This is a genomic window from Pseudomonas hamedanensis (assembly GCF_014268595.2).
Taxonomy (GTDB): Bacteria; Pseudomonadota; Gammaproteobacteria; order Pseudomonadales; family Pseudomonadaceae; genus Aquipseudomonas; species Aquipseudomonas hamedanensis.
In genome coordinates this window covers 2582122-2600200 of record NZ_CP077091.1, presented here as the reverse complement: position 1 = coordinate 2600200, position 18079 = coordinate 2582122, and the positions used below count along the sequence as shown (strand labels likewise).

Genomic DNA, 18079 nt, shown 5'->3' with positions numbered 1-18079 from the left:
TCAGCGGGCGCGTGAGGCGGCATGATTGGCGCAACTCTGCCGCTGATCGGCAGCTCTGATCTCTTTCGCGATGTGCCGGACGCCATGAGCCAAGACGACAAACTGATCGACCTCAGCACTGAACGCGCCAAGCGTGTGCATGACCTCAACGAGAAACGCTTGAACGAAGTGCGCAACGCCTTCGAGCAGGCTATGCCGTTGGGAAAAAGCAAAAAAAAGTCGAAGAACAAGCCGAAAAAGCGTTGATCTCCCGCTGCATTCGTTGATGCAGGTCAGTTATTTCCCCTCCTTTGTTCCCTTCGTTGCGGATATTGATCCCGGTCAATGTGTGCGCCTGTGTGTTTGCTAACTTGGCCCCATCGCAGCAAAGCAGGGGCCAGGAGGCCAGTCATGTTTTTCGATAACGTGGTGTTTGCCGGGGTTTTGACTGTAGGCCTCATGGTTCTGTTTTTTGCAGGGTTTGGATTTTTTATCTGGAAGGATGCGCATAAGCGGCGCAAGTGATTTCTTCTGGATTGATGAGCACGCAAGGCATTTTGGGGCGACTTCGGTTGCCCCTTTTTTTTGGGGCCGTGGCGGCCTTTGGGCCGACCAGGCTTTTGGGGTTTTGGGTGAATATCCGTTTTTGCGGTGCTGCGGCTGGCGGTTTCGCCCTTACGGCGAGGCACTTTTTCCAGACGCCGAAAAAGTACCCAAAAAGGCTTGCTCCTGCGTTCGGCCCTCGCAGGCTCGGGTTCCTTCGCTGCGGGATCGATCCGGGCGCAGCGGCTCCGGTTTGCTTCGCTGCACCTCCTTCCGCTGTGTCTGGCTGCGCCAGACGGTCGCTGCGCTCCCACGCCCGGATCAATCCCTCCACTCAGCCTTCCGAAGTCGCCCGTGGATCAAAAGCACTCGAGCTAACGCTCATTGTTGAGTGGGGCGGCTTCGCCGCGGGCAGCTGCGCTGCTTTGTTTTTCTGTGGGAGCGAGCCTGCTCGCGAAGGCGGCCTGACAGCCGACCTGTTCTCGCTGATGTACTCGATTCAACTGTAGGAGTGAGCCTGCTCGCGATGGCGGCCTGGTGGCCGACCAATTTCTATCAGATACACACGACCCAATTGTAGGAGCTGCCGAAGGCTGCGATCTTTTGATCTGGCTTCTGCTTCTGCTTCTGCTTCTGCTTCTGCTTTTGCTCTGGCTTTTGACCTTTAGCCCCATCGGCAGGCTTCGTTACGGGATCGATCCGGGCGTGGGAGCGCAGCGACCGTACGACGCAGTCGTACACAGCGGGAGGAGGTGCAGCGAAGCCAACCGGAGACGCTGCGCCCGGATTGATCCCGTAACGAAGGAACCCCGAGCCCCAGCGAGCGGGCCGTACGCCGGGGCAAAGCCTTTTGGGTTACCTTTTCGGCGTTTGGAAAAGGTGACTCGCTGTAAGAGCGAAACCATAAGAAGCCGTTACCGCAGCAACGGATATGCCCACAATTCCAATCTCAATCCCCAATAACAAAAAAGGCGTGATCCTCACGAATCACGCCTTTTCCATTCAACAGCAATAGATCAACTACCCAAAGCCTTCGAAGCCAGCCAGAACAACCCAGCCGACAGCGCCACAGTCGCCGGCAGGGTCAACACCCAAGCCAGCAGAATAGTCTTCACCGTACCACCTTGCAGGCCGCTCTTATTGGCAACCATGGTCCCGGCCACACCCGAAGACAACACGTGAGTGGTCGAAACCGGCAGGCTGAAAATATTGGCCATGCCAATCAAACTGGCGGTGGTGATCTGCGCCGACATGCCCTGTGAATAGGTCATGCCCTGCTTGCCGATCTTCTCGCCGATCGTCAGCACCACGCGCTTCCAGCCAACCATGGTACCCAGGCCCAGTGCCAGGGCGACCGCCAGAATCACCCAGAACGGTGCGTATTCGGTGGTGGTGGTCAGGTCTTTGCGCAGCTTGTCCAGGTCAGCCTTTTCACGGGCTTCCAGGCCAGGCAACTTGCCGACTTTCTTCGCCGTGTCGTCCAGGCAGAGCAGGTAGCGACGCACTTCGATGCGGCTTTCCGACGACAGCGAATGGTAGTCCGCTACGCCTTTAAGGGTGTGCAGCAGGGCGGAAATGGTCGGTTCGGTCTGCTGCGGATTGCAGCGGAATTTCTCCGGCAGGTCGCCTTCCACGCTCTTGCCCAGGGCCAGGAACTCGCCCAGCGAATCGGCGTTGCGCTGGTAGAACTGGCTCAGGTGCAGGGTCGCGTCGCGGGTGCGTTCGATCTGGTAGGTAGTGCTGTTCAGGTCGAGAACGAACTGCGCCGGCACGATACCGATCAGCACCAGCATGATCAGGCCGATACCTTTCTGACCATCGTTGGAACCGTGCACGAAGCTCACGGCCATCGCTGAGATGACCAGGACCAGGCGGTTCCAGAACGGCGGGTGCTTTTTGTCGTCGATCTTGCGGCGCTGTTCCGGCGTCTTGTGCATCTTCGACAGCGGGCGCCACCACTTCAGGCCGATCAGCACCAGCGCGGCAATCAGGAAGCCGGCCATTGGCGAGAACACTAGCGAGGCGCCGATATCCATTGCCTTGCGCCAGTTCACACCGTCGGCCAGCGGGATGTCGTTGATCAGGGCGTTGGCCAGGCCGACACCGAGGATCGAGCCGATCAGTGTGTGCGAGCTGGAAGCCGGGATACCGAAGTACCAGGTGCCAAGGTTCCAGGCGATTGCCGCGGCGAGCAACGAGAACACCATCGCCAGGCCATGGCCGGTGTTCACATTGATCAGCAGCTCAACCGGCAGCAGGTGGACGATGGCATACGCCACGCCCACGCCGCCCAGCAGAACGCCGAGGAAATTGAACACACCGGAAAAGAACACCGCCAGGTGCGGCGGCATGGCTTTGGTGTAGATAACAGTGGCTACCGCGTTAGCGGTGTCATGAAATCCATTGATGAACTCGAAGGCGAGGACAAACGTCAGGGCGAGCAAGAGGCTCACAAGCACCCAAGCATCCAGTCCGCTGAATAAATCGATCATGAAGGTTTTCTGACCCGGTCGTAAGGGGGCGCGATTATGCCAGAAAAGAGTGGAAATCGATGCCCTGTCTGCTCATCGGTCACACTCTTCTTCAATTTAATTTGTTGCAGGGCGTTAAAGCCAAGGGCGCTGCATGGTTTTCTAACTAATTGATAGCAAAGAGAAAAAATGTTTTTTATGAGGTTTTTTCAGGTGCGCTGACCCCTCAAACGCTTGTCTGAAATATCTCTGAAACCTGTAGGACGGTCGCTTTCAGTCTGCGCTGTGCAGAGATTGCCGCTGCCCGCGGGTAGCGGGCGCGCAAGGCATCGTCGTTGCACCGCGCTTGTAGCGGGTGTGGACGCCAACCTTCGAAAGATGCAAAAACCTGCTTCAAGGCTCTTCGGCTTTGAGTTCCTTTTCGATCTTTTCGATTTCCTGCTTGAAGACCTGATCCTGAACGGTGGGGCGTTTACGCCAGGCCTTGCGTTCCGGTTCGGGCTGAGCGGCGTAGGTGGTGACTTCCCCGCCGTAAACTTCCTTGTAACGTTGTTCCTGGCGCTCAAGTTCCGCGCGCAGTTCGTCTTTCGTCACAGTGCTACCTGTATGAGTTGGGATAAATGTCCGGTGATACGCGCTGCAACGAATTGATTGAGCGGCCTCGACGAACTCCCGACACCTGAACAGGCATTGGGGCAATCGGCGGGGCGATCAAGACTTCCGTGTTACAGGCGGCTACGACACCAGATTAAAACTGACGCAGCATCAGCTTCCTGTTTCGGCGAGCGTTGGCGTTGTGAAGGATCAAGAGTGCCAGGCGCTGGCCGGGGCCGACGGCGATTGAGATCGCCTCAGCGGGTGGCAACCGCACAGTAAGGCGAGGTTGCACTGAGGTGCATTATAGCGGCCGATTCAGGAATGACTATCTTTGCCAAGTTAAAAACGGTTCTGGATGTGTGATTGTTTTGTTACTCGCAAGTTTTACGGCGAGTTGAAACGCTAACAAACTGTTAGAGGACAGCGATCAGTTTTTGGCGCCATTTAGTCGAGCAACTAAGTCCAGCATCCGTTTTCTCATTGAAGTTACACAAGCGTCCTGATCGGCGGCTTGGGCCCGCTACGGGCGATTGCGATTATCGGTCGGCGGTTCGATAATCGCCCAATGTTGGCGGCTCAAGGCTTGCGCATCGGTCTGTGAGCCGTTTGTATGGCCATTGATCCGCGCCGGGTATAGGGACACGAAATGAACGATCAAATGCGCAACTCCTTCACCTCCGTGGCGCCGCCGATTGTGGCCTCGCCGGCCAAACGCATTCAGGCCCTGACCGGCGATCCTGATTTCATGACGTCGCTGGCACGGGGACTTGCGGTTGTTCAGGCGTTTCAGGAGCGCAAGCGTCACTTGACCATCGCGCAGATCAGCCATCGCACGGAAATTCCCCGCGCCGCCGTGCGCCGTTGCCTGCACACGCTGATCAAGCTCGGTTACGCCACCACCGACGGTCGCACCTATTCATTGCTGCCCAAGGTGCTGACCCTCGGCCACGCATATCTGTCGTCGACGCCGCTGGCGGTGTCCGCCCAGCCCTACCTCGACCGCATGAGCGAGCAACTGCACGAAGCCTGCAACATGGCCACGCTTGAGGGCGACGACATTCTCTATATCGCCCGTTCGGCGACCACCCAGCGTCTGATTTCGGTGGACCTGTCGGTGGGCGGACGCCTGCCGGCCTATTGCACGTCGATGGGGCGGATCCTGCTGGCGGCGCTGGACGATACTTCGCTCGGTGAATACCTTGAGCACGCTGAACTCGTCGCCAAGACCAGCCGCACGATTCATACCCCCGATGCCTTGCTCGAATGCCTGCAGCAAGTGCGGCAGCAAGGCTGGTGCATCGTCGATCAGGAGCTGGAGCAGGGCCTGCGCTCGATTGCCGTGCCGGTCTACGATGCCTCGGGGCAAGTGGTCGCGGCGCTCAACGTCAGTACCCATGCCGGCCGGGTCAGTCGTACCGAACTGGAGCAGCGCTTCCTGCCGGGCCTGTTGAGCGCCAGCCGCGACCTCAGCGCGCAGTTGTTCGCCTGATGAAGCTGTTCGATAAACGCACAGTGTTGCGTTTATCGAATTGACGCTAAAACCCTCGGATCATTAATGTCGCGGCAGCGTCATCCGGCGTTGACCGCCCGTGTCAGCCCGGACTGCCGACCCCGATAATAATGACAAGAGGCACCCCCATGCGCATTTCCCCCGACTGTCTCCGCTCTGCGCCCTGTTGCCGGCTACAGCGCAACGTCTGACCGCAACCTTCTATTCTTGTGACCGTGCCGGGCTTCGGCCGGCCGCCGTTCGACTGCGTTTTTGCGTGGAATAAAAATAATGAACCAGCCTCAGTCCGCTGTGGGTAACTGCCTCGATGTGCAGACCTTTATCAACGCCCAACCGATCTCGCGCTATCAGTGGCGGGTGGTGATCCTGTGTTTTCTGATTGTGTTTCTCGATGGACTCGATACCGCGGCGATGGGCTTTATTGCCCCGGCGCTGTCGCAGGACTGGGGCATTGACCGTGCCAGTTTGGGACCGGTGATGAGTGCCGCGCTGATCGGCATGGTCTTCGGTGCTCTCGGTTCCGGCCCGCTGGCTGACCGCTTCGGGCGCAAAGTGGTGCTCGTCGGCGCGGTGGTGCTGTTCGGCGCCTTCAGCCTGGCGTCGGCGTACAGCACCAACGTCGAACAATTACTGGTGCTGCGCTTTCTGACCGGCCTTGGCCTCGGAGCGGGGATGCCCAACGCAACAACGCTGTTGTCGGAATACACCCCGGAGCGCAAGAAATCCCTGCTGGTGACCAGCATGTTCTGCGGCTTCAACCTGGGCATGGCCGGCGGCGGGTTCATCTCGGCGAAGCTGATTCCAGCGTTCGGCTGGCACAGCCTGTTACTGATCGGCGGGGTGCTGCCACTGATGCTCGCAGTGGTGCTGCTGTTCTGGCTGCCGGAGTCGGCGCGCTATCTGGTCGTGCGCAACCGCGGCACCGATAAAGTGCGCAAGACCCTGGCGCCCATTGATCCGCTTGTGGTCGCCCAAGCCTCCAGTTTCAGCGTGCCGGAACAGCAAACCGTGAAGGCGCGCAACGTCTTCGCGGTGATCTTCTCCGGTACTTACAGCGCCGGCACCCTGCTGTTGTGGCTGACCTATTTCATGGGCCTGGTGATCGTGTACCTGCTGACCAGTTGGCTGCCTACGCTGATGCGCGACAGTGGCGCCAGCATGGAACAGTCCGCGTTCATCGGAGCACTGTTTCAGTTCGGTGGCGTATTGAGCGCGGTCGCGGTGGGCTGGGCAATGGATCGCTTCAATCCGCACAAGGTCATCGGCATTTTCTACCTGCTGGCCGGGGTGTTTGCCTACGCAGTGGGGCAGAGCCTGGGCAACATTACGCTGTTGGCGACCCTGGTGCTGGTGGCGGGCATGTGCGTCAACGGTGCGCAATCGGCGATGCCGTCGCTGGCGGCGCGGTTTTATCCGACCCAGGGGCGGGCGACCGGGGTGTCGTGGATGCTCGGGATTGGCCGCTTCGGCGCGATTCTCGGGGCGTGGATGGGCGCGACCCTGTTGGGTCTGGGCTGGGATTTCGAGCAGGTGCTGACGGCTTTGGTGATCCCGGCCGGTTTGGCGACGGCGGCGGTGTTAGTGAAGGGCATGGTCAGACATGCAGATGCCACCTGAATCCACCAGCATGATCGTTCCCACGCTCTGCGTGGGAATGCCTCAACGGACGCTCTGCGTTCGGCTCTTCAGGGACGCGGAGCGTCCCGGGCTGCATTCCCACGCGGAGCGTGGGAACGATCATTAGGGGAGCAACAATCCGTTCGATAAACGAACACTCAGTCGATTATCGGATTGTTTGGCCAATTTCCCGCGCTTAATCTTCAGTGACTCCGGCGCTGAACCTCGCGCCTTTTTATCACTGGCGATTCAATACCAAAACGGGAGCCCGCTCCATGGCTGAGATCCTTTCGCTGCACGACGCGGTGAAGCAATTCGTCAACGACGGCGACACCGTCGCCCTCGAAGGCTTCACTCACCTGATCCCTACGGCAGCGGGTCATGAAATCATTCGTCAAGGCAAGAAAGATCTGACCCTGGTGCGGATGACGCCTGACCTGATCTACGACCAACTGATCGGCGCCGGGTGCGCGCGCAAATTGATTTTCTCCTGGGGCGGCAACCCCGGCGTGGGTTCGCTGCACCGTCTGCGCGACGCGGTCGAGAAGCAATGGCCGCAGCCGCTGGAAATCGAAGAACACAGCCACGCCGACCTCGCCAACGCCTACGTCGCCGGCGCTTCCGGCCTGCCGTTCGCGGTACTGCGTGCTTATGCCGGCTCTGATCTGCCGAAGGTCAATCCGTTGATCAAAACCGTGACCTGCCCGTTCACCGGCGAAGTGCTGGCGGCGGTGCCTTCGGTGCGCCCGGACGTCACGGTGATCCATGCGCAGAAAGCCGACCGCAAGGGCAACGTGCTGCTCTGGGGCATTCTCGGCGTGCAGAAAGAAGCCGCGCTGGCGGCCAAGCGCTGCATCGTCACGGTTGAGGAAATCGTCGACGACCTCAACGCACCGATGAACGCATGTGTGCTGCCGACCTGGGCGCTGAGCGCAGTCTGCCACGTGCCGGGCGGCGCGCATCCGTCCTATGCCCACGGCTACACCGAGCGTGACAATCGGTTTTATCAGGCGTGGGACCCGATCGCTCGCGACCGTGAGACGTTTACTGCGTGGATCAACGAATACATCCATGGCTGCGCTGACTTCAGCGAGTTCCAGGCCAAGTTGGCCGCTGCCTCGGAGGCCAAGTAATGACTTATACCACCAACGAAATGATGACCGTCGCTGCGGCCCGCCGCCTGAAAAACGGCTCGGTGTGCTTCGTCGGCATCGGCCTGCCATCGAAAGCTGCCAACCTTGCGCGACTGACCTCGTCGCCGGACGTGGTGTTGATCTACGAATCCGGCCCGATTGGCGCCAAGCCGAGCGTACTGCCGCTGTCCATCGGTGACGGCGAGTTGGCCGAGACCGCCGACACCGTGGTGCCGACCGGTGAGATTTTTCGCTACTGGCTGCAGGGCGGGCGCATCGACGTCGGTTTTCTCGGCGCCGCGCAGGTTGACCGTTTTGGCAACATCAACACCACCGTGGTCGGCGACTATCACGCGCCGAAAGTACGCCTGCCGGGTGCCGGTGGCGCGCCGGAGATTGCCGGTTCGGCGAAAAGCGTGCTGATCATCCTCAAACAGTCGGCGCGTTCGTTTGTCGACAAACTCGATTTCATCACCTCGGTCGGTCATGGCGAGGGCGGCGATTCGCGCAAGCGTCTGGGCCTGCCGGGCGCCGGTCCGGTGGGGATCATCACTGACCTGTGCATCATGGAGCCGGAGGAGGGCACTCACGAATTCGTCGTCACTGCGTTGCATCCGGGCGTGACCCGTGAGCAAGTGGTGGCCGCCACTGGTTGGGCGATTCGCTTTGCCGATACGGTTGAAACCACCGCTGAGCCGACCGAAGTCGAGCTGACGGCGCTGCGTGATCTTGAAGCGCGCACCGCTGCCGCCCACGGTCAGACACCGGGAGAAGCATGATGCGTGACGTGTATATCTGCGACGCGATTCGCACCCCCATCGGCCGTTTCGGCGGCGGACTGTCCGCCGTGCGCGCCGACGATTTGGCCGCCGTGCCGATCAAGGCGCTGATGGAACGTAATCCAGCGGTGGACTGGACGGCCATCGACGAAGTCTTTCTTGGCTGCGCCAATCAGGCCGGTGAAGACAACCGCAACGTTGCGCGCATGGCGCTGTTGCTCGCCGGCCTGCCTGCCAGTGTGCCGGGTGTGACCCTCAATCGCCTCTGCGCTTCGGGCATGGATGCGATCGGCACGGCGTTTCGCGCCATCGCCAGCGGCGAGATGGAGCTGGCGATTGCCGGCGGCGTCGAGTCGATGTCCCGCGCGCCGTTCGTGATGGGCAAGGCCGATGCGGCGTTTTCGCGCAACATGAAACTGGAAGACACCACCATCGGCTGGCGTTTCATCAACCCGCTGATGAAGGCGCAGTACGGCGTCGATGCCATGCCGCAAACCGCTGACAACGTCGCCGACGACTACAAGGTATCGCGCGAGGATCAGGACGCCTTTGCCCTGCGCAGTCAGCAGCGTACCGCCGCCGCCCAGGCCGCTGGCTACTTCGCTGAAGAAATCGTTGAAGTGCGCATCGCGCATAAGAAAGGCGAAACCGTGGTCAGCCAGGACGAACATCCGCGCGCTGACACCACCCTTGAAGCGCTGAGCAAACTGAAACCGGTCAACGGCGCCGACAAAACCGTCACCGCCGGGAATGCCTCGGGTGTTAACGATGGCGCCGCGGCACTGATTCTCGCTTCAGCCGAAGCAGTAAAAAAACACGGCCTGACCGCCCGTGCCAAAGTGCTCGGCATGGCCAGCGCCGGTGTGGCGCCGCGGGTGATGGGCATCGGCCCGGTGCCGGCGGTGCGCAGGTTGACCGAACGCCTTGGCGTGGCGGTCAGCGATTTCGACGTGATCGAACTCAACGAGGCGTTTGCCAGCCAGGGTCTGGCGGTGTTGCGCGAGTTGGGTCTGGCCGACGATGCGCCACAGGTCAACCCGAACGGTGGCGCGATTGCCTTGGGCCACCCGCTGGGCATGAGCGGGGCGCGGCTGGTGCTGACAGCCCTGCATCATCTGGAAAAAACCGGTGGCAAGAAAGGTCTGGCGACCATGTGCGTCGGTGTCGGCCAAGGTCTGGCCCTGGCCATCGAACGCGTCTGACGCGCTGCGACACTTATAAGAACAGAGGAAAGCGAAATGACTGACAAGCCTGGTTACCGTCGCCCACAGGCAGGCACTCAGCCTGACTACCTGCACCCGACCTATCAATCCACCAACCTGCGCTCGCCGTCCAAGCCTTTGGTGTATCTGCCCCATTCACTCTCGGAAATCACCGGGCCAACCATTGGCGCCGAGCACGTCACCGAGAAGGACAACGACCTGACCGCCCAGCACGACGGTGAACCGTTAGGCGAGCGCATCATTATTCATGGTCGCGTACTCGACGAAAACGGTCTGCCGGTGCCGGGGATTCTGGTGGAGATCTGGCAGGCGAACGCCGCCGGCCGCTACAACCACGCGCGCGATCTGCACGACGCGCCGCTGGACCCGAATTTTACCGGCACCGGCCGAACCGTTACCGATGCCGACGGCTGGTATCAGTTCCAGACCATCAAGCCCGGCGCCTATCCGTGGGGCAATCACCACAATGCGTGGCGCCCGGCGCACATCCATTTTTCCCTGTTCGGGCCGAGCATCCTCACGCGTCTGGTCACGCAAATGTATTTCCCCGGTGATCCGTTGCTGGCCTATGACCCGATCTACAACTGCGTGCCGGACACTTCGGCCAAGGAACGCCTGATCGCCAGTTTCGATCTGGAAAAAACCATTCCGTCCTACGCCCTCGGTTACCGCTGGGACATCGTGCTGCGCGGCCGTGATGCCACGCCGATGGAGAAATAAGATGACCCTGACTGCGACTACCTCCCACACCGTCGGGCCGTATTACCACATCGGCCTGACCTGGCTGAATCGCGAAGCCCTCGCCAACGAGCTGACCCTGGGCGAGCGCGTGGCGATCACCGGCCAGGTGGTGGACGGCAACGGCGATATCGTCAGCGACGCCATGCTTGAAGTCTGGCAGGCCAACGCCGCCGGCAAATACGACCACCCGGAAGATCAGCAAGACAAACCGCTCGACCCGAATTTCGAAGGTTTTGGCCGGATCCCTGTGGACGCCGAAGGGCGCTTCCGTTTCACCACGATCAAACCCGGCACTGTGCAAGGGGTCAAAGGCTCGACCCAGGCGCCGCACCTGGTGGTGCTGGTGTTCGCCCGGGGTCTGGTCAAGCACCTGCTGACGCGGATCTACTTTGAGGGTGAGCCGGCGAACGTGGATGACCCGTTGCTGGAATGCGTGCCGGCAGAACGTCGCCAGACCTTGCTGGCCAAAGCGGATGCTTCGGGCGTGTATCAGTGGAATGTGATTCTGCAGGGCACTGATGCCGAGACGGTGTTCTTTGATTATTGATCGGTGCATCAGTGGCCAGCGATCACTGTGGTGAGGGGATTTATCCCCGCTGGGCTGCGAAGCGGCCCCAAAACCAGTCGGCGCGGTATTTCAGGTGAACCGCGTGTATCTGATTTGCGAGTGCTTCGCACTCGAGCGGGGATAAATCCCCTCGCCACAAGGGCTGATCCGGCCTGTGTGATGAGCCAATGTGGAACGGGACTGTTGCAAAGTGTGTCTAGACTGTGACCGTCCCTTTCGAGTGAAAAGACAATGACCACCACCACTTCCCATTACACCGGCGAAGAGCGCAGCAAGCGCATCTTCGCCATTGTCGGCGCCTCGTCCGGCAATCTGGTCGAATGGTTCGACTTCTATGTCTATGCCTTCTGCGCGATCTATTTCGCCCCGGCGTTTTTCCCCTCCGATAACCCGACCGTGCAACTGGTCAATACCGCCGGTGTGTTTGCCGCTGGCTTCCTGATGCGGCCGATTGGCGGCTGGATCTTCGGCCGGGTCGCCGACAAGCACGGGCGCAAGAATTCGATGCTCATCTCGATTCTGATGATGTGCTTTGGCTCGCTGTTGATCGCCTGCCTGCCGACCTACAAGGACATTGGGGTCTGGGCGCCGGTCCTGCTGCTTTTCGCACGTCTGTTGCAAGGGTTGTCGGTGGGTGGCGAATACGGCACCACCGCGACCTACATGAGTGAGGTGGCGCTCAAGGGCCAGCGCGGCTTCTTCGCCTCGTTCCAGTACGTGACGTTGATCGGCGGACAACTGCTGGCGGTGTCGCTGGTGGTGGTGCTGCAACAGTTCCTCACCGAAGAAGACCTGCGGGCCTACGGCTGGCGGATTCCGTTCGTGGTCGGTGCGGTGGCGGCGCTGATTTCGCTGTTCCTGCGGCGTTCGCTGAAAGAAACCACCAACAAGGAAACCCGCGAACACAAAGACGCCGGCAGCATCGCGGCACTGTTTCGCGATCACAAAGCCGCGTTCATCACGGTACTCGGCTACACCGCGGGCGGGTCGCTGATTTTCTACACCTTCACCACCTACATGCAGAAATACCTGGTCAACACCGCCGGCATGCACGCCAAGACCGCCAGCTACATCATGACCGGCGCGCTGTTTCTGTACATGTGCATGCAGCCGCTGTTCGGCATGCTCGCCGACAAGATCGGCCGACGTAATTCGATGCTCTGGTTTGGCGCCCTCGGCACGCTGTTCACCGTGCCGATCCTGCTCAGTTTGAAAAGCATCAGCAGCCCGTTTCTGGCGTTCGTGCTGATCACGCTGGCGCTGGCAATTGTCAGTTTCTACACCTCGATCAGCGGGTTGGTGAAAGCCGAAATGTTCCCGCCTGAGGTGCGCGCCCTCGGTGTCGGTCTGGCCTATGCGGTGGCCAACGCGATCTTTGGCGGTTCAGCGGAGTTCGTCGCCCTGAGCCTGAAAAATATCGGCATGGAAAACTCGTTCTATTGGTACGTCACGGCGATGATGGCGGTGGCGTTCCTGTTCAGCCTGCGCCTGCCGAAACAGGCGGCGTATTTGCACCACGATCTCTAACCTCCAGTGCGCGGGCCGGCATGGCCCGCGCCGGCAAGGACTGTTTATGACTCAGCGACCGGGCAATCAATTGTTCGATGCCTATTTCACCGCTCGCGATATGCGCGAGGTGTTCTGCGATCAGGGCCGCGTGCAGGCAATGCTCGACTTCGAAGCGGCGCTGGCCCGGGCCGAGGCGCGTATTGGCCTGATTCCTTTATCAGCGGTGGCACCGATTGCGGCGGCGTGCGACGCCGGTCTGTATGACTTCGCGGCGCTGGGCGAGACGATTGCCAGCGCCGGCAACTCGGCGATTCCACTGGTCAAGGCGTTGGGTAGACAGATTGCGTCTAGCGACGCCGAAGCCGAGCGCTATGTGCATCTGGGCGCGACCAGTCAGGACGTAATGGATTCCGGGCTGGTGCTGCAATTGCGTCAGGCGTTGGCGCTGATCGAAAGCGATCTGGCGCAACTGGCCGATTCGCTGGCCACCCAGGCACAACGGTTCGCCACCACGCCGTTGGCCGGACGAACCTGGCTGCAACACGCGACGCCAGTTACCCTCGGCATGAAAATCGCCGGCTGGCTGGGTGCTGTGACGCGCAGCCGTCAGCGTCTGCGGGAACTGAAACCGCGGCTGCTGGTGCTGCAATTCGGTGGCGCCTCCGGCACGCTCGCGGCGCTGGGTGAGCAGGCCTTGCCAATCGCGCAAGCCTTGGCCGAAGAGCTGCAATTGAGCCTGCCGGAACAACCGTGGCACACCCAGCGCGATTGCATCGTCGAATTCGGCGCCGTGCTTGGCCTGATCGCCGGCAGCCTCGGCAAGCTCGGCCGCGACATCAGCCTGTTGATGCAGACCGAAGCGGCGGAAGTGTTCGAGCCGGCGGCGCCGGGCAAGGGCGGGTCATCGACCATGCCGCACAAACGCAACCCGGTGGGCGCGGCGGTATTGATCGGCGCGGCGACCCGGGTGCCGGGGCTGGTGTCGACGCTGTTCAGTGCGATGCCGCAGGAACACGAGCGCAGCCTCGGTCTGTGGCATGCCGAATGGGAAACCCTGCCGGAGATTTGCTGCCTGGTCTCGGGTTCGCTGCAACAGGCGCGCTTGCTTGCCGATGGCCTGGAAGTCGACGCCGCACGCATGACCCGTAACCTCGAATTGACTCAAGGGCTGGTGCTGGCCGAAGCGGTGAGCATTGTCCTTGCACAACGGGTGGGTCGCGACACCGCGCATCATCTGCTGGAACAGTGCTGCAAACGCGCGGTGGCCGAGCAGCGTCACTTGCGCGCGGTGCTCGGTGACGAGCCGCAAGTCACCGCCGAACTCAGCGAGGCTGAACTCGACGATCTTCTCAACCCCGCGCACTACCTCGGCCAGGCCCACGTCTGGGTCGAGCGCGCGGTGGCCGAACACAACGCTTTGACTGTCTGAAGGAGAAGGCTGTGGCTTTCGTTCACCTCGCCGATGGCGAACTGCACTACCAAATCGATGGCCCGGACGATGCGCCGGTGCTGGTGCTGTCCAACTCGCTGGGCACCGACCTGCACATGTGGGACGCGCAGATGCCGGCGTTCACCGAGCATTTTCGCGTGCTGCGTTTCGACACCCGCGGCCACGGCCGATCGCTGGTCACCGAAGGGCCGTACAGCATTGAGCAACTGGGCCACGACGTGCTCGGTCTGCTCGATGCGCTGCACATCGAGCGTGCACATTTCTGCGGACTGTCGATGGGCGGGCTGATCGGTCAGTGGCTGGGAATCAACGCTGGCCATCGTCTGCACAAGCTGATCGTCTGCAACACAGCGGCGAAAATAGGTGATCCGTCGGTGTGGAATCCGCGCATTGAAACGGTATTGCGCGACGGCCCGGCGGCGATGGTCGCGCTGCGTGACGCCTCGATTGCGCGCTGGTTCACCCCGGACTTCTCGGCAGCGCATCCGGCAGCGGCAAAGAAGATCACCGATATGCTTGCAGCGACTGACCCACAAGGCTATGCCGCCAACTGTGCAGCGGTGCGCGACGCGGATTTCCGTGAGCAACTGGCTTCGATCAACGTGCCATTGCTGGTGATTGCCGGCAGCGAAGATGCGGTGACGCCACCGTCCGGTGGGCATTTCATTCGCGACCACGTGCGCGGCGCCGAGTACGCCGAGTTCTACGCGGCGCACCTGTCCAACGTGCAGGCCGGCGCCGGGTTCAGCGACCGTGTGCTGGCGTTTTTGCAGGCTCAGTGAGGAAGATTTTGTGGACGAAAAACAACGTTACGACGAAGGCATGCGAGTGCGCCGCGCGGTATTGGGCGACGCCCATGTCGATCGCAGCCTGACCACCCTGACCGAATTCAACTCGGAGTTCCAGGAGATGATCACCCGCCACGCCTGGGGTGACATCTGGACCCGCCCGGGTCTGCCCCGGCATACCCGCAGCCTGATCACCATTGCCATGCTGATCGGCATGAACCGCGAGGGTGAACTGAAACTGCACCTGCGCGCAGCGGCCAACAACGGCGTGAGCCGGGGCGAGATCAAGGAAGTGATCATGCAGAGCGCGATCTACTGCGGGATCCCGGCGGCGAATGCGACGTTTCATCTGGCCGAATCGGTGTGGGATGAATTGGGTGTTGAATCCCGGGATTGATGGTGTCTGAGCTGATGCTATCGCGAGCAGGCTCACTCCTACAGGGAAACGCATTCCAAATGTAGGAGTGAGCCTGCTCGCGATAGCGGTAGTGGATGCGACAAATCAAACCGTGGCGACAATAAATATCCGCTTGAACGCAAACAACGTGCAGCCGTCGCCCTCTGGCGGGTAATGCTCATGCACCCGCATCAGGTAGTGATAGATAAACCGCGCCTGTTGCGCTGAATCCAGCGCCTGCATCACCGGCCGCAGCGCCGAGACCTTGACCCAGTCATACACCGGCGACTTGCCGTTCACCACTTGCAACTGCTCGGTCTCCCAAATGTCCAGCGACGTGGTCAGCGGGGCGAGCAACCGGTAGTAATCCTCCAGTGTCAGCAACGGCCGCGAAGCCATGCGCTGGCGCAGTTCAGGCGTGGCTAATGGTGTTCCGCCGGGGCCTGCGTCTTCCAGTGTTTCGAGCATCAAGCGATACCACAACGCGTCGCGCCAGTCCGGCATGTGCGCTGCGAGGCAACCGCCAGGACTCAGATGCCCGAGCAGGCGCGGCAGCAACCTTTCATGGCCATCGAGGAAATGCAGCACCGCGGCGGCAAACAGCAAATCCGCTGGCTGCTCCGGTTGCCAGGCCAGCAGATCACATTGCTTCCACAGCGCCTTTATCGGCAGGCCGCGGGCCTCGTCGAGCATCCGCGCCGAGCTGTCGATGCCCTGCAATTGCGCACGCGGCCAGCGCTTGGCCAATAATTGCGTGGCGATGCCTGTGCCGCAGCCCAGATCGTAGATGCGCTTGGGGTTTTGCACATCGACACGGTCGAGCAATTCGTTGACCGGGCGTTGCCTGAGTCGGGAAAACTGTTGGTACGCCTTGGCGTCCCAGTCGGGTGCTGAGGTGAGTCGGTTGATCATGAGGTGGTCCTCCGGTGATCAATGGTGTCTTCCGATGACAACCTGGTGCACAGCTGGGGACCGACAACGAAACGGAAGCGGGAAGGGTGGGGCGCCTGATTCCTTCAGGTCTTGGAACTCTATACGGCGCCCTGTGAGGCGCAACAAATCCAGACCAATGGCACAAATCCCCTGTAGGAGTGAGCCTGCTCGCGATAGCATTAGGTCAATCATTACGAATGTGACTGATCTACCGCTATCGCGAGCAGGCTCACTCCTACAGATGAAATCGTGGTTTACAGAAGGCTGATCGGGTAACTGACGATCAACCGGTTTTCATCAAACTCGTTGTTGCTGAAGTCCCGGCGCAGGGTCGAATTGCGCCATCTGACGTTGAGGTTCTTCAGCGTGCCGCTCTGCACGGTATAGCCCAGTTCTGACTCGCGGCCCCATTCCTTGCCGTCGGTGAGGGTCCCGGTGTGCACGTTGTCGCCGCTGATGTAGCGGTTCATCAGCGTCAGGCCGGGAATGCCCATGGCGGCAAAGTTGTAGTCGTGGCGCAACTGCCAGGAACGTTCCTGCGCATTGTCATAGCTGGCGTTGTAGCTATCGTTGGCCAGAGTGCCGCCGCTGGTGCCGTTGACGCGCATCCACGCGCTGTCGCCGGTGAGTTTCTGCAGGCCGACGTAGAAGGTGTTGCCGCCGTACCTGGCCGAGAACATTCCGGACCAGGTCTTGTTGTCGAGATCGCCGGCGCGGGCACTGCCATCTTCCTTGCCGTAAAAGAAGCCGAGGTTGGCGCCCAGCGTCCAGTCGCCAAGCGGCTGGCTGTGGATCAGATTGATGTACTGCTGGCTGTAGATGTCTTTGAGTTCGGCGTTCCACAGGCCGATCTGCGTGCGTTTGTCATTGAAGACGTATTCGCCGCCCTGAAAGTTGAACCGGTCAGAGGTGAACGCGGCTTTGCCGGTCATCGACATGTCGCTCATGCTGCTGTCGTCGCGCGGGCTGTTGGCGCGGAACTGGCCACCATAAAGGGTCAGCCCGTCGATTTCCTTCGAGGTGATCTGGCCGCCGCGAAAGGTCTGCGGCAATGAACGGCCGTCGTCGGAGCGCAGAATCGGCAACACCGGCATCCACTCACCGACCTTGATTTCGGTTTCGGACAACTTTGCCTTGAAGGCAACGTTGGTGCGACCGAAGTTGTCCGCCGGACGGCCGTCGCGGTCCAGCGGCAACAGCTGCGTGCCGCCGGTGCCCTTGCCGCCATCAAGCTTCACCGAATACAGCCCCAACACATCCATGCCGAAACCGACGGAGCCCTGGGTGAACCCGGATTTGGCGTCAAGGATGAAACTCTGCGTCCATTCCTCAGCCTTGCCTTGGGCTTTGGTCGGATTGGTGAAATTGCGGTTGATGTAGAAGTTGCGCAAGTTGAGGTTGACCTTGGCGCCTTCAACGAAACCGGCTTCTTCGGCGCTCGCTGGCAGGGCCAGACCGGCGATGGCCAAAGCAACCAGGCCGGGCAGTGCATAAGGCACAGGGAAAACTGTCATGGACGTGGTCTCTCTTGTTTTTTTAGGGCGAACGGCTGCGCTGTCACCGTTTTCAGGGCGTTGACAGGGATTGCTATGGAGGGTGAAGCGGCGGCAGTCAGCCGGGCGGGGCAGGGCGCTGGGGCATGGTGTCGAACCTTGTTGTTATTGGTTTTCTGAGGCGAATGGTGAAGGGCTTGTGTGTTCGGGTTCAATTGTTGAAAGCGGGTTTTGGGCGGTTATCGAACGCAAGATTCAACGGAGTTTTTAGCGACTGAGATGGCCTCATCGCGAGCAGGCTCACTCCTACATTTGGAATGCGTTCCCTTGTAGGAGTGAGCCTGCTCG

17 protein-coding genes are annotated in these 18079 nt (G+C 60.6%); 13 read left to right on the top strand and 4 right to left on the bottom strand.

Going from position 1 to position 18079, the window contains the following annotated elements; all coding sequences use genetic code 11:
• Positions 1–21: 21 nt before the first annotated feature.
• Together HU739_RS11195 and ccoM are read left to right on the top strand one after the other, a co-directional pair.
• Entirely contained in the window at positions 22–246 is a 225-nt protein-coding gene (locus tag HU739_RS11195) for a hypothetical protein (RefSeq protein WP_186552034.1), read from the top strand.
• A gap of 144 nt (positions 247–390) precedes the next feature.
• The gene (gene ccoM, locus HU739_RS26920) at positions 391–504 is read left to right on the top strand and encodes a cytochrome c oxidase subunit CcoM (RefSeq protein WP_016771346.1); all 114 of its coding nucleotides are present in this window, start codon (positions 391–393) and stop codon (positions 502–504) included.
• A 1034-nt stretch (positions 505–1538) separates the two neighbouring features.
• Here ccoM and HU739_RS11190 read toward each other — a convergent pair.
• Positions 1539–3014 carry an inorganic phosphate transporter gene (locus HU739_RS11190; protein WP_186552071.1) on the bottom strand — a complete coding sequence of 492 codons (1476 nt, stop codon included), beginning with the start codon at positions 3012–3014 and terminating at the stop codon, positions 1539–1541.
• A gap of 372 nt (positions 3015–3386) precedes the next feature.
• On the bottom strand, positions 3387–3587 hold the full coding sequence (locus HU739_RS11185) for a hypothetical protein (RefSeq protein WP_008080067.1): 201 nt from the start codon (positions 3585–3587) through the stop codon (positions 3387–3389).
• Between the two features lie 649 nt (positions 3588–4236).
• On the opposite strand from HU739_RS11185, the gene pcaR reads away from it, so the two are divergent.
• The 11 genes from pcaR (at position 4237) to pcaC (ending at position 15305) form a co-directional block, all read left to right on the top strand.
• Positions 4237–5079, top strand: a complete 843-nt coding sequence (gene pcaR / locus HU739_RS11180) for a pca regulon transcriptional regulator PcaR (protein ID WP_186552072.1) — start codon at positions 4237–4239, stop codon at positions 5077–5079.
• Positions 5080–5370: 291 nt separating this feature from the next.
• Complete coding sequence (locus HU739_RS11175; protein ID WP_186552073.1) at positions 5371–6717, top strand: MFS transporter; 1347 nt, start codon at positions 5371–5373, stop codon at positions 6715–6717.
• Positions 6718–6992: 275 nt separating this feature from the next.
• The gene (locus HU739_RS11170) at positions 6993–7850 is read left to right on the top strand and encodes a CoA transferase subunit A (protein ID WP_186552074.1); all 858 of its coding nucleotides are present in this window, start codon (positions 6993–6995) and stop codon (positions 7848–7850) included.
• Positions 7850–8629, top strand: coding sequence for a CoA-transferase subunit beta (locus tag HU739_RS11165; protein ID WP_186552075.1), 780 nt, complete (start codon positions 7850–7852; stop codon positions 8627–8629). The genes HU739_RS11170 and HU739_RS11165 overlap by 1 nt, the downstream gene beginning before the upstream one ends.
• Positions 8626–9831, top strand: coding sequence for a 3-oxoadipyl-CoA thiolase (gene pcaF, locus HU739_RS11160; protein ID WP_186552076.1), 1206 nt, complete (start codon positions 8626–8628; stop codon positions 9829–9831). Before HU739_RS11165 ends, pcaF begins: the two co-directional genes overlap by 4 nt.
• 36 nt (positions 9832–9867) lie before the next feature.
• Entirely contained in the window at positions 9868–10572 is a 705-nt protein-coding gene (gene pcaH / locus HU739_RS11155) for a protocatechuate 3,4-dioxygenase subunit beta (protein ID WP_186552077.1), read from the top strand.
• Between the two features lies 1 nt (position 10573).
• On the top strand, positions 10574–11140 hold the full coding sequence (gene pcaG, locus HU739_RS11150) for a protocatechuate 3,4-dioxygenase subunit alpha (RefSeq protein WP_186552078.1): 567 nt from the start codon (positions 10574–10576) through the stop codon (positions 11138–11140).
• A gap of 252 nt (positions 11141–11392) precedes the next feature.
• Positions 11393–12688, top strand: a complete 1296-nt coding sequence (locus HU739_RS11145; RefSeq protein ID WP_186552079.1) for an MFS family transporter — start codon at positions 11393–11395, stop codon at positions 12686–12688.
• A 46-nt stretch (positions 12689–12734) separates the two neighbouring features.
• Complete coding sequence (locus tag HU739_RS11140; RefSeq protein WP_186552080.1) at positions 12735–14099, top strand: 3-carboxy-cis,cis-muconate cycloisomerase; 1365 nt, start codon at positions 12735–12737, stop codon at positions 14097–14099.
• An 11-nt stretch (positions 14100–14110) separates the two neighbouring features.
• Entirely contained in the window at positions 14111–14902 is a 792-nt protein-coding gene (gene pcaD, locus HU739_RS11135) for a 3-oxoadipate enol-lactonase (protein ID WP_186552081.1), read from the top strand.
• 10 nt (positions 14903–14912) lie between these two features.
• Positions 14913–15305 carry a 4-carboxymuconolactone decarboxylase gene (pcaC, locus tag HU739_RS11130; RefSeq protein WP_186552082.1) on the top strand — a complete coding sequence of 131 codons (393 nt, stop codon included), beginning with the start codon at positions 14913–14915 and terminating at the stop codon, positions 15303–15305.
• A gap of 105 nt (positions 15306–15410) precedes the next feature.
• Here pcaC and HU739_RS11125 read toward each other — a convergent pair whose 3' ends face one another.
• Both HU739_RS11125 and HU739_RS11120 read right to left on the bottom strand, forming a co-directional pair.
• On the bottom strand, positions 15411–16217 hold the full coding sequence (locus HU739_RS11125) for a methyltransferase domain-containing protein (protein ID WP_186552083.1): 807 nt from the start codon (positions 16215–16217) through the stop codon (positions 15411–15413).
• 275 nt (positions 16218–16492) lie between these two features.
• Entirely contained in the window at positions 16493–17752 is a 1260-nt protein-coding gene (locus HU739_RS11120) for an OprD family porin (protein WP_186552084.1), read from the bottom strand.
• Between the last annotated feature and the right edge of the window lie 327 nt (positions 17753–18079).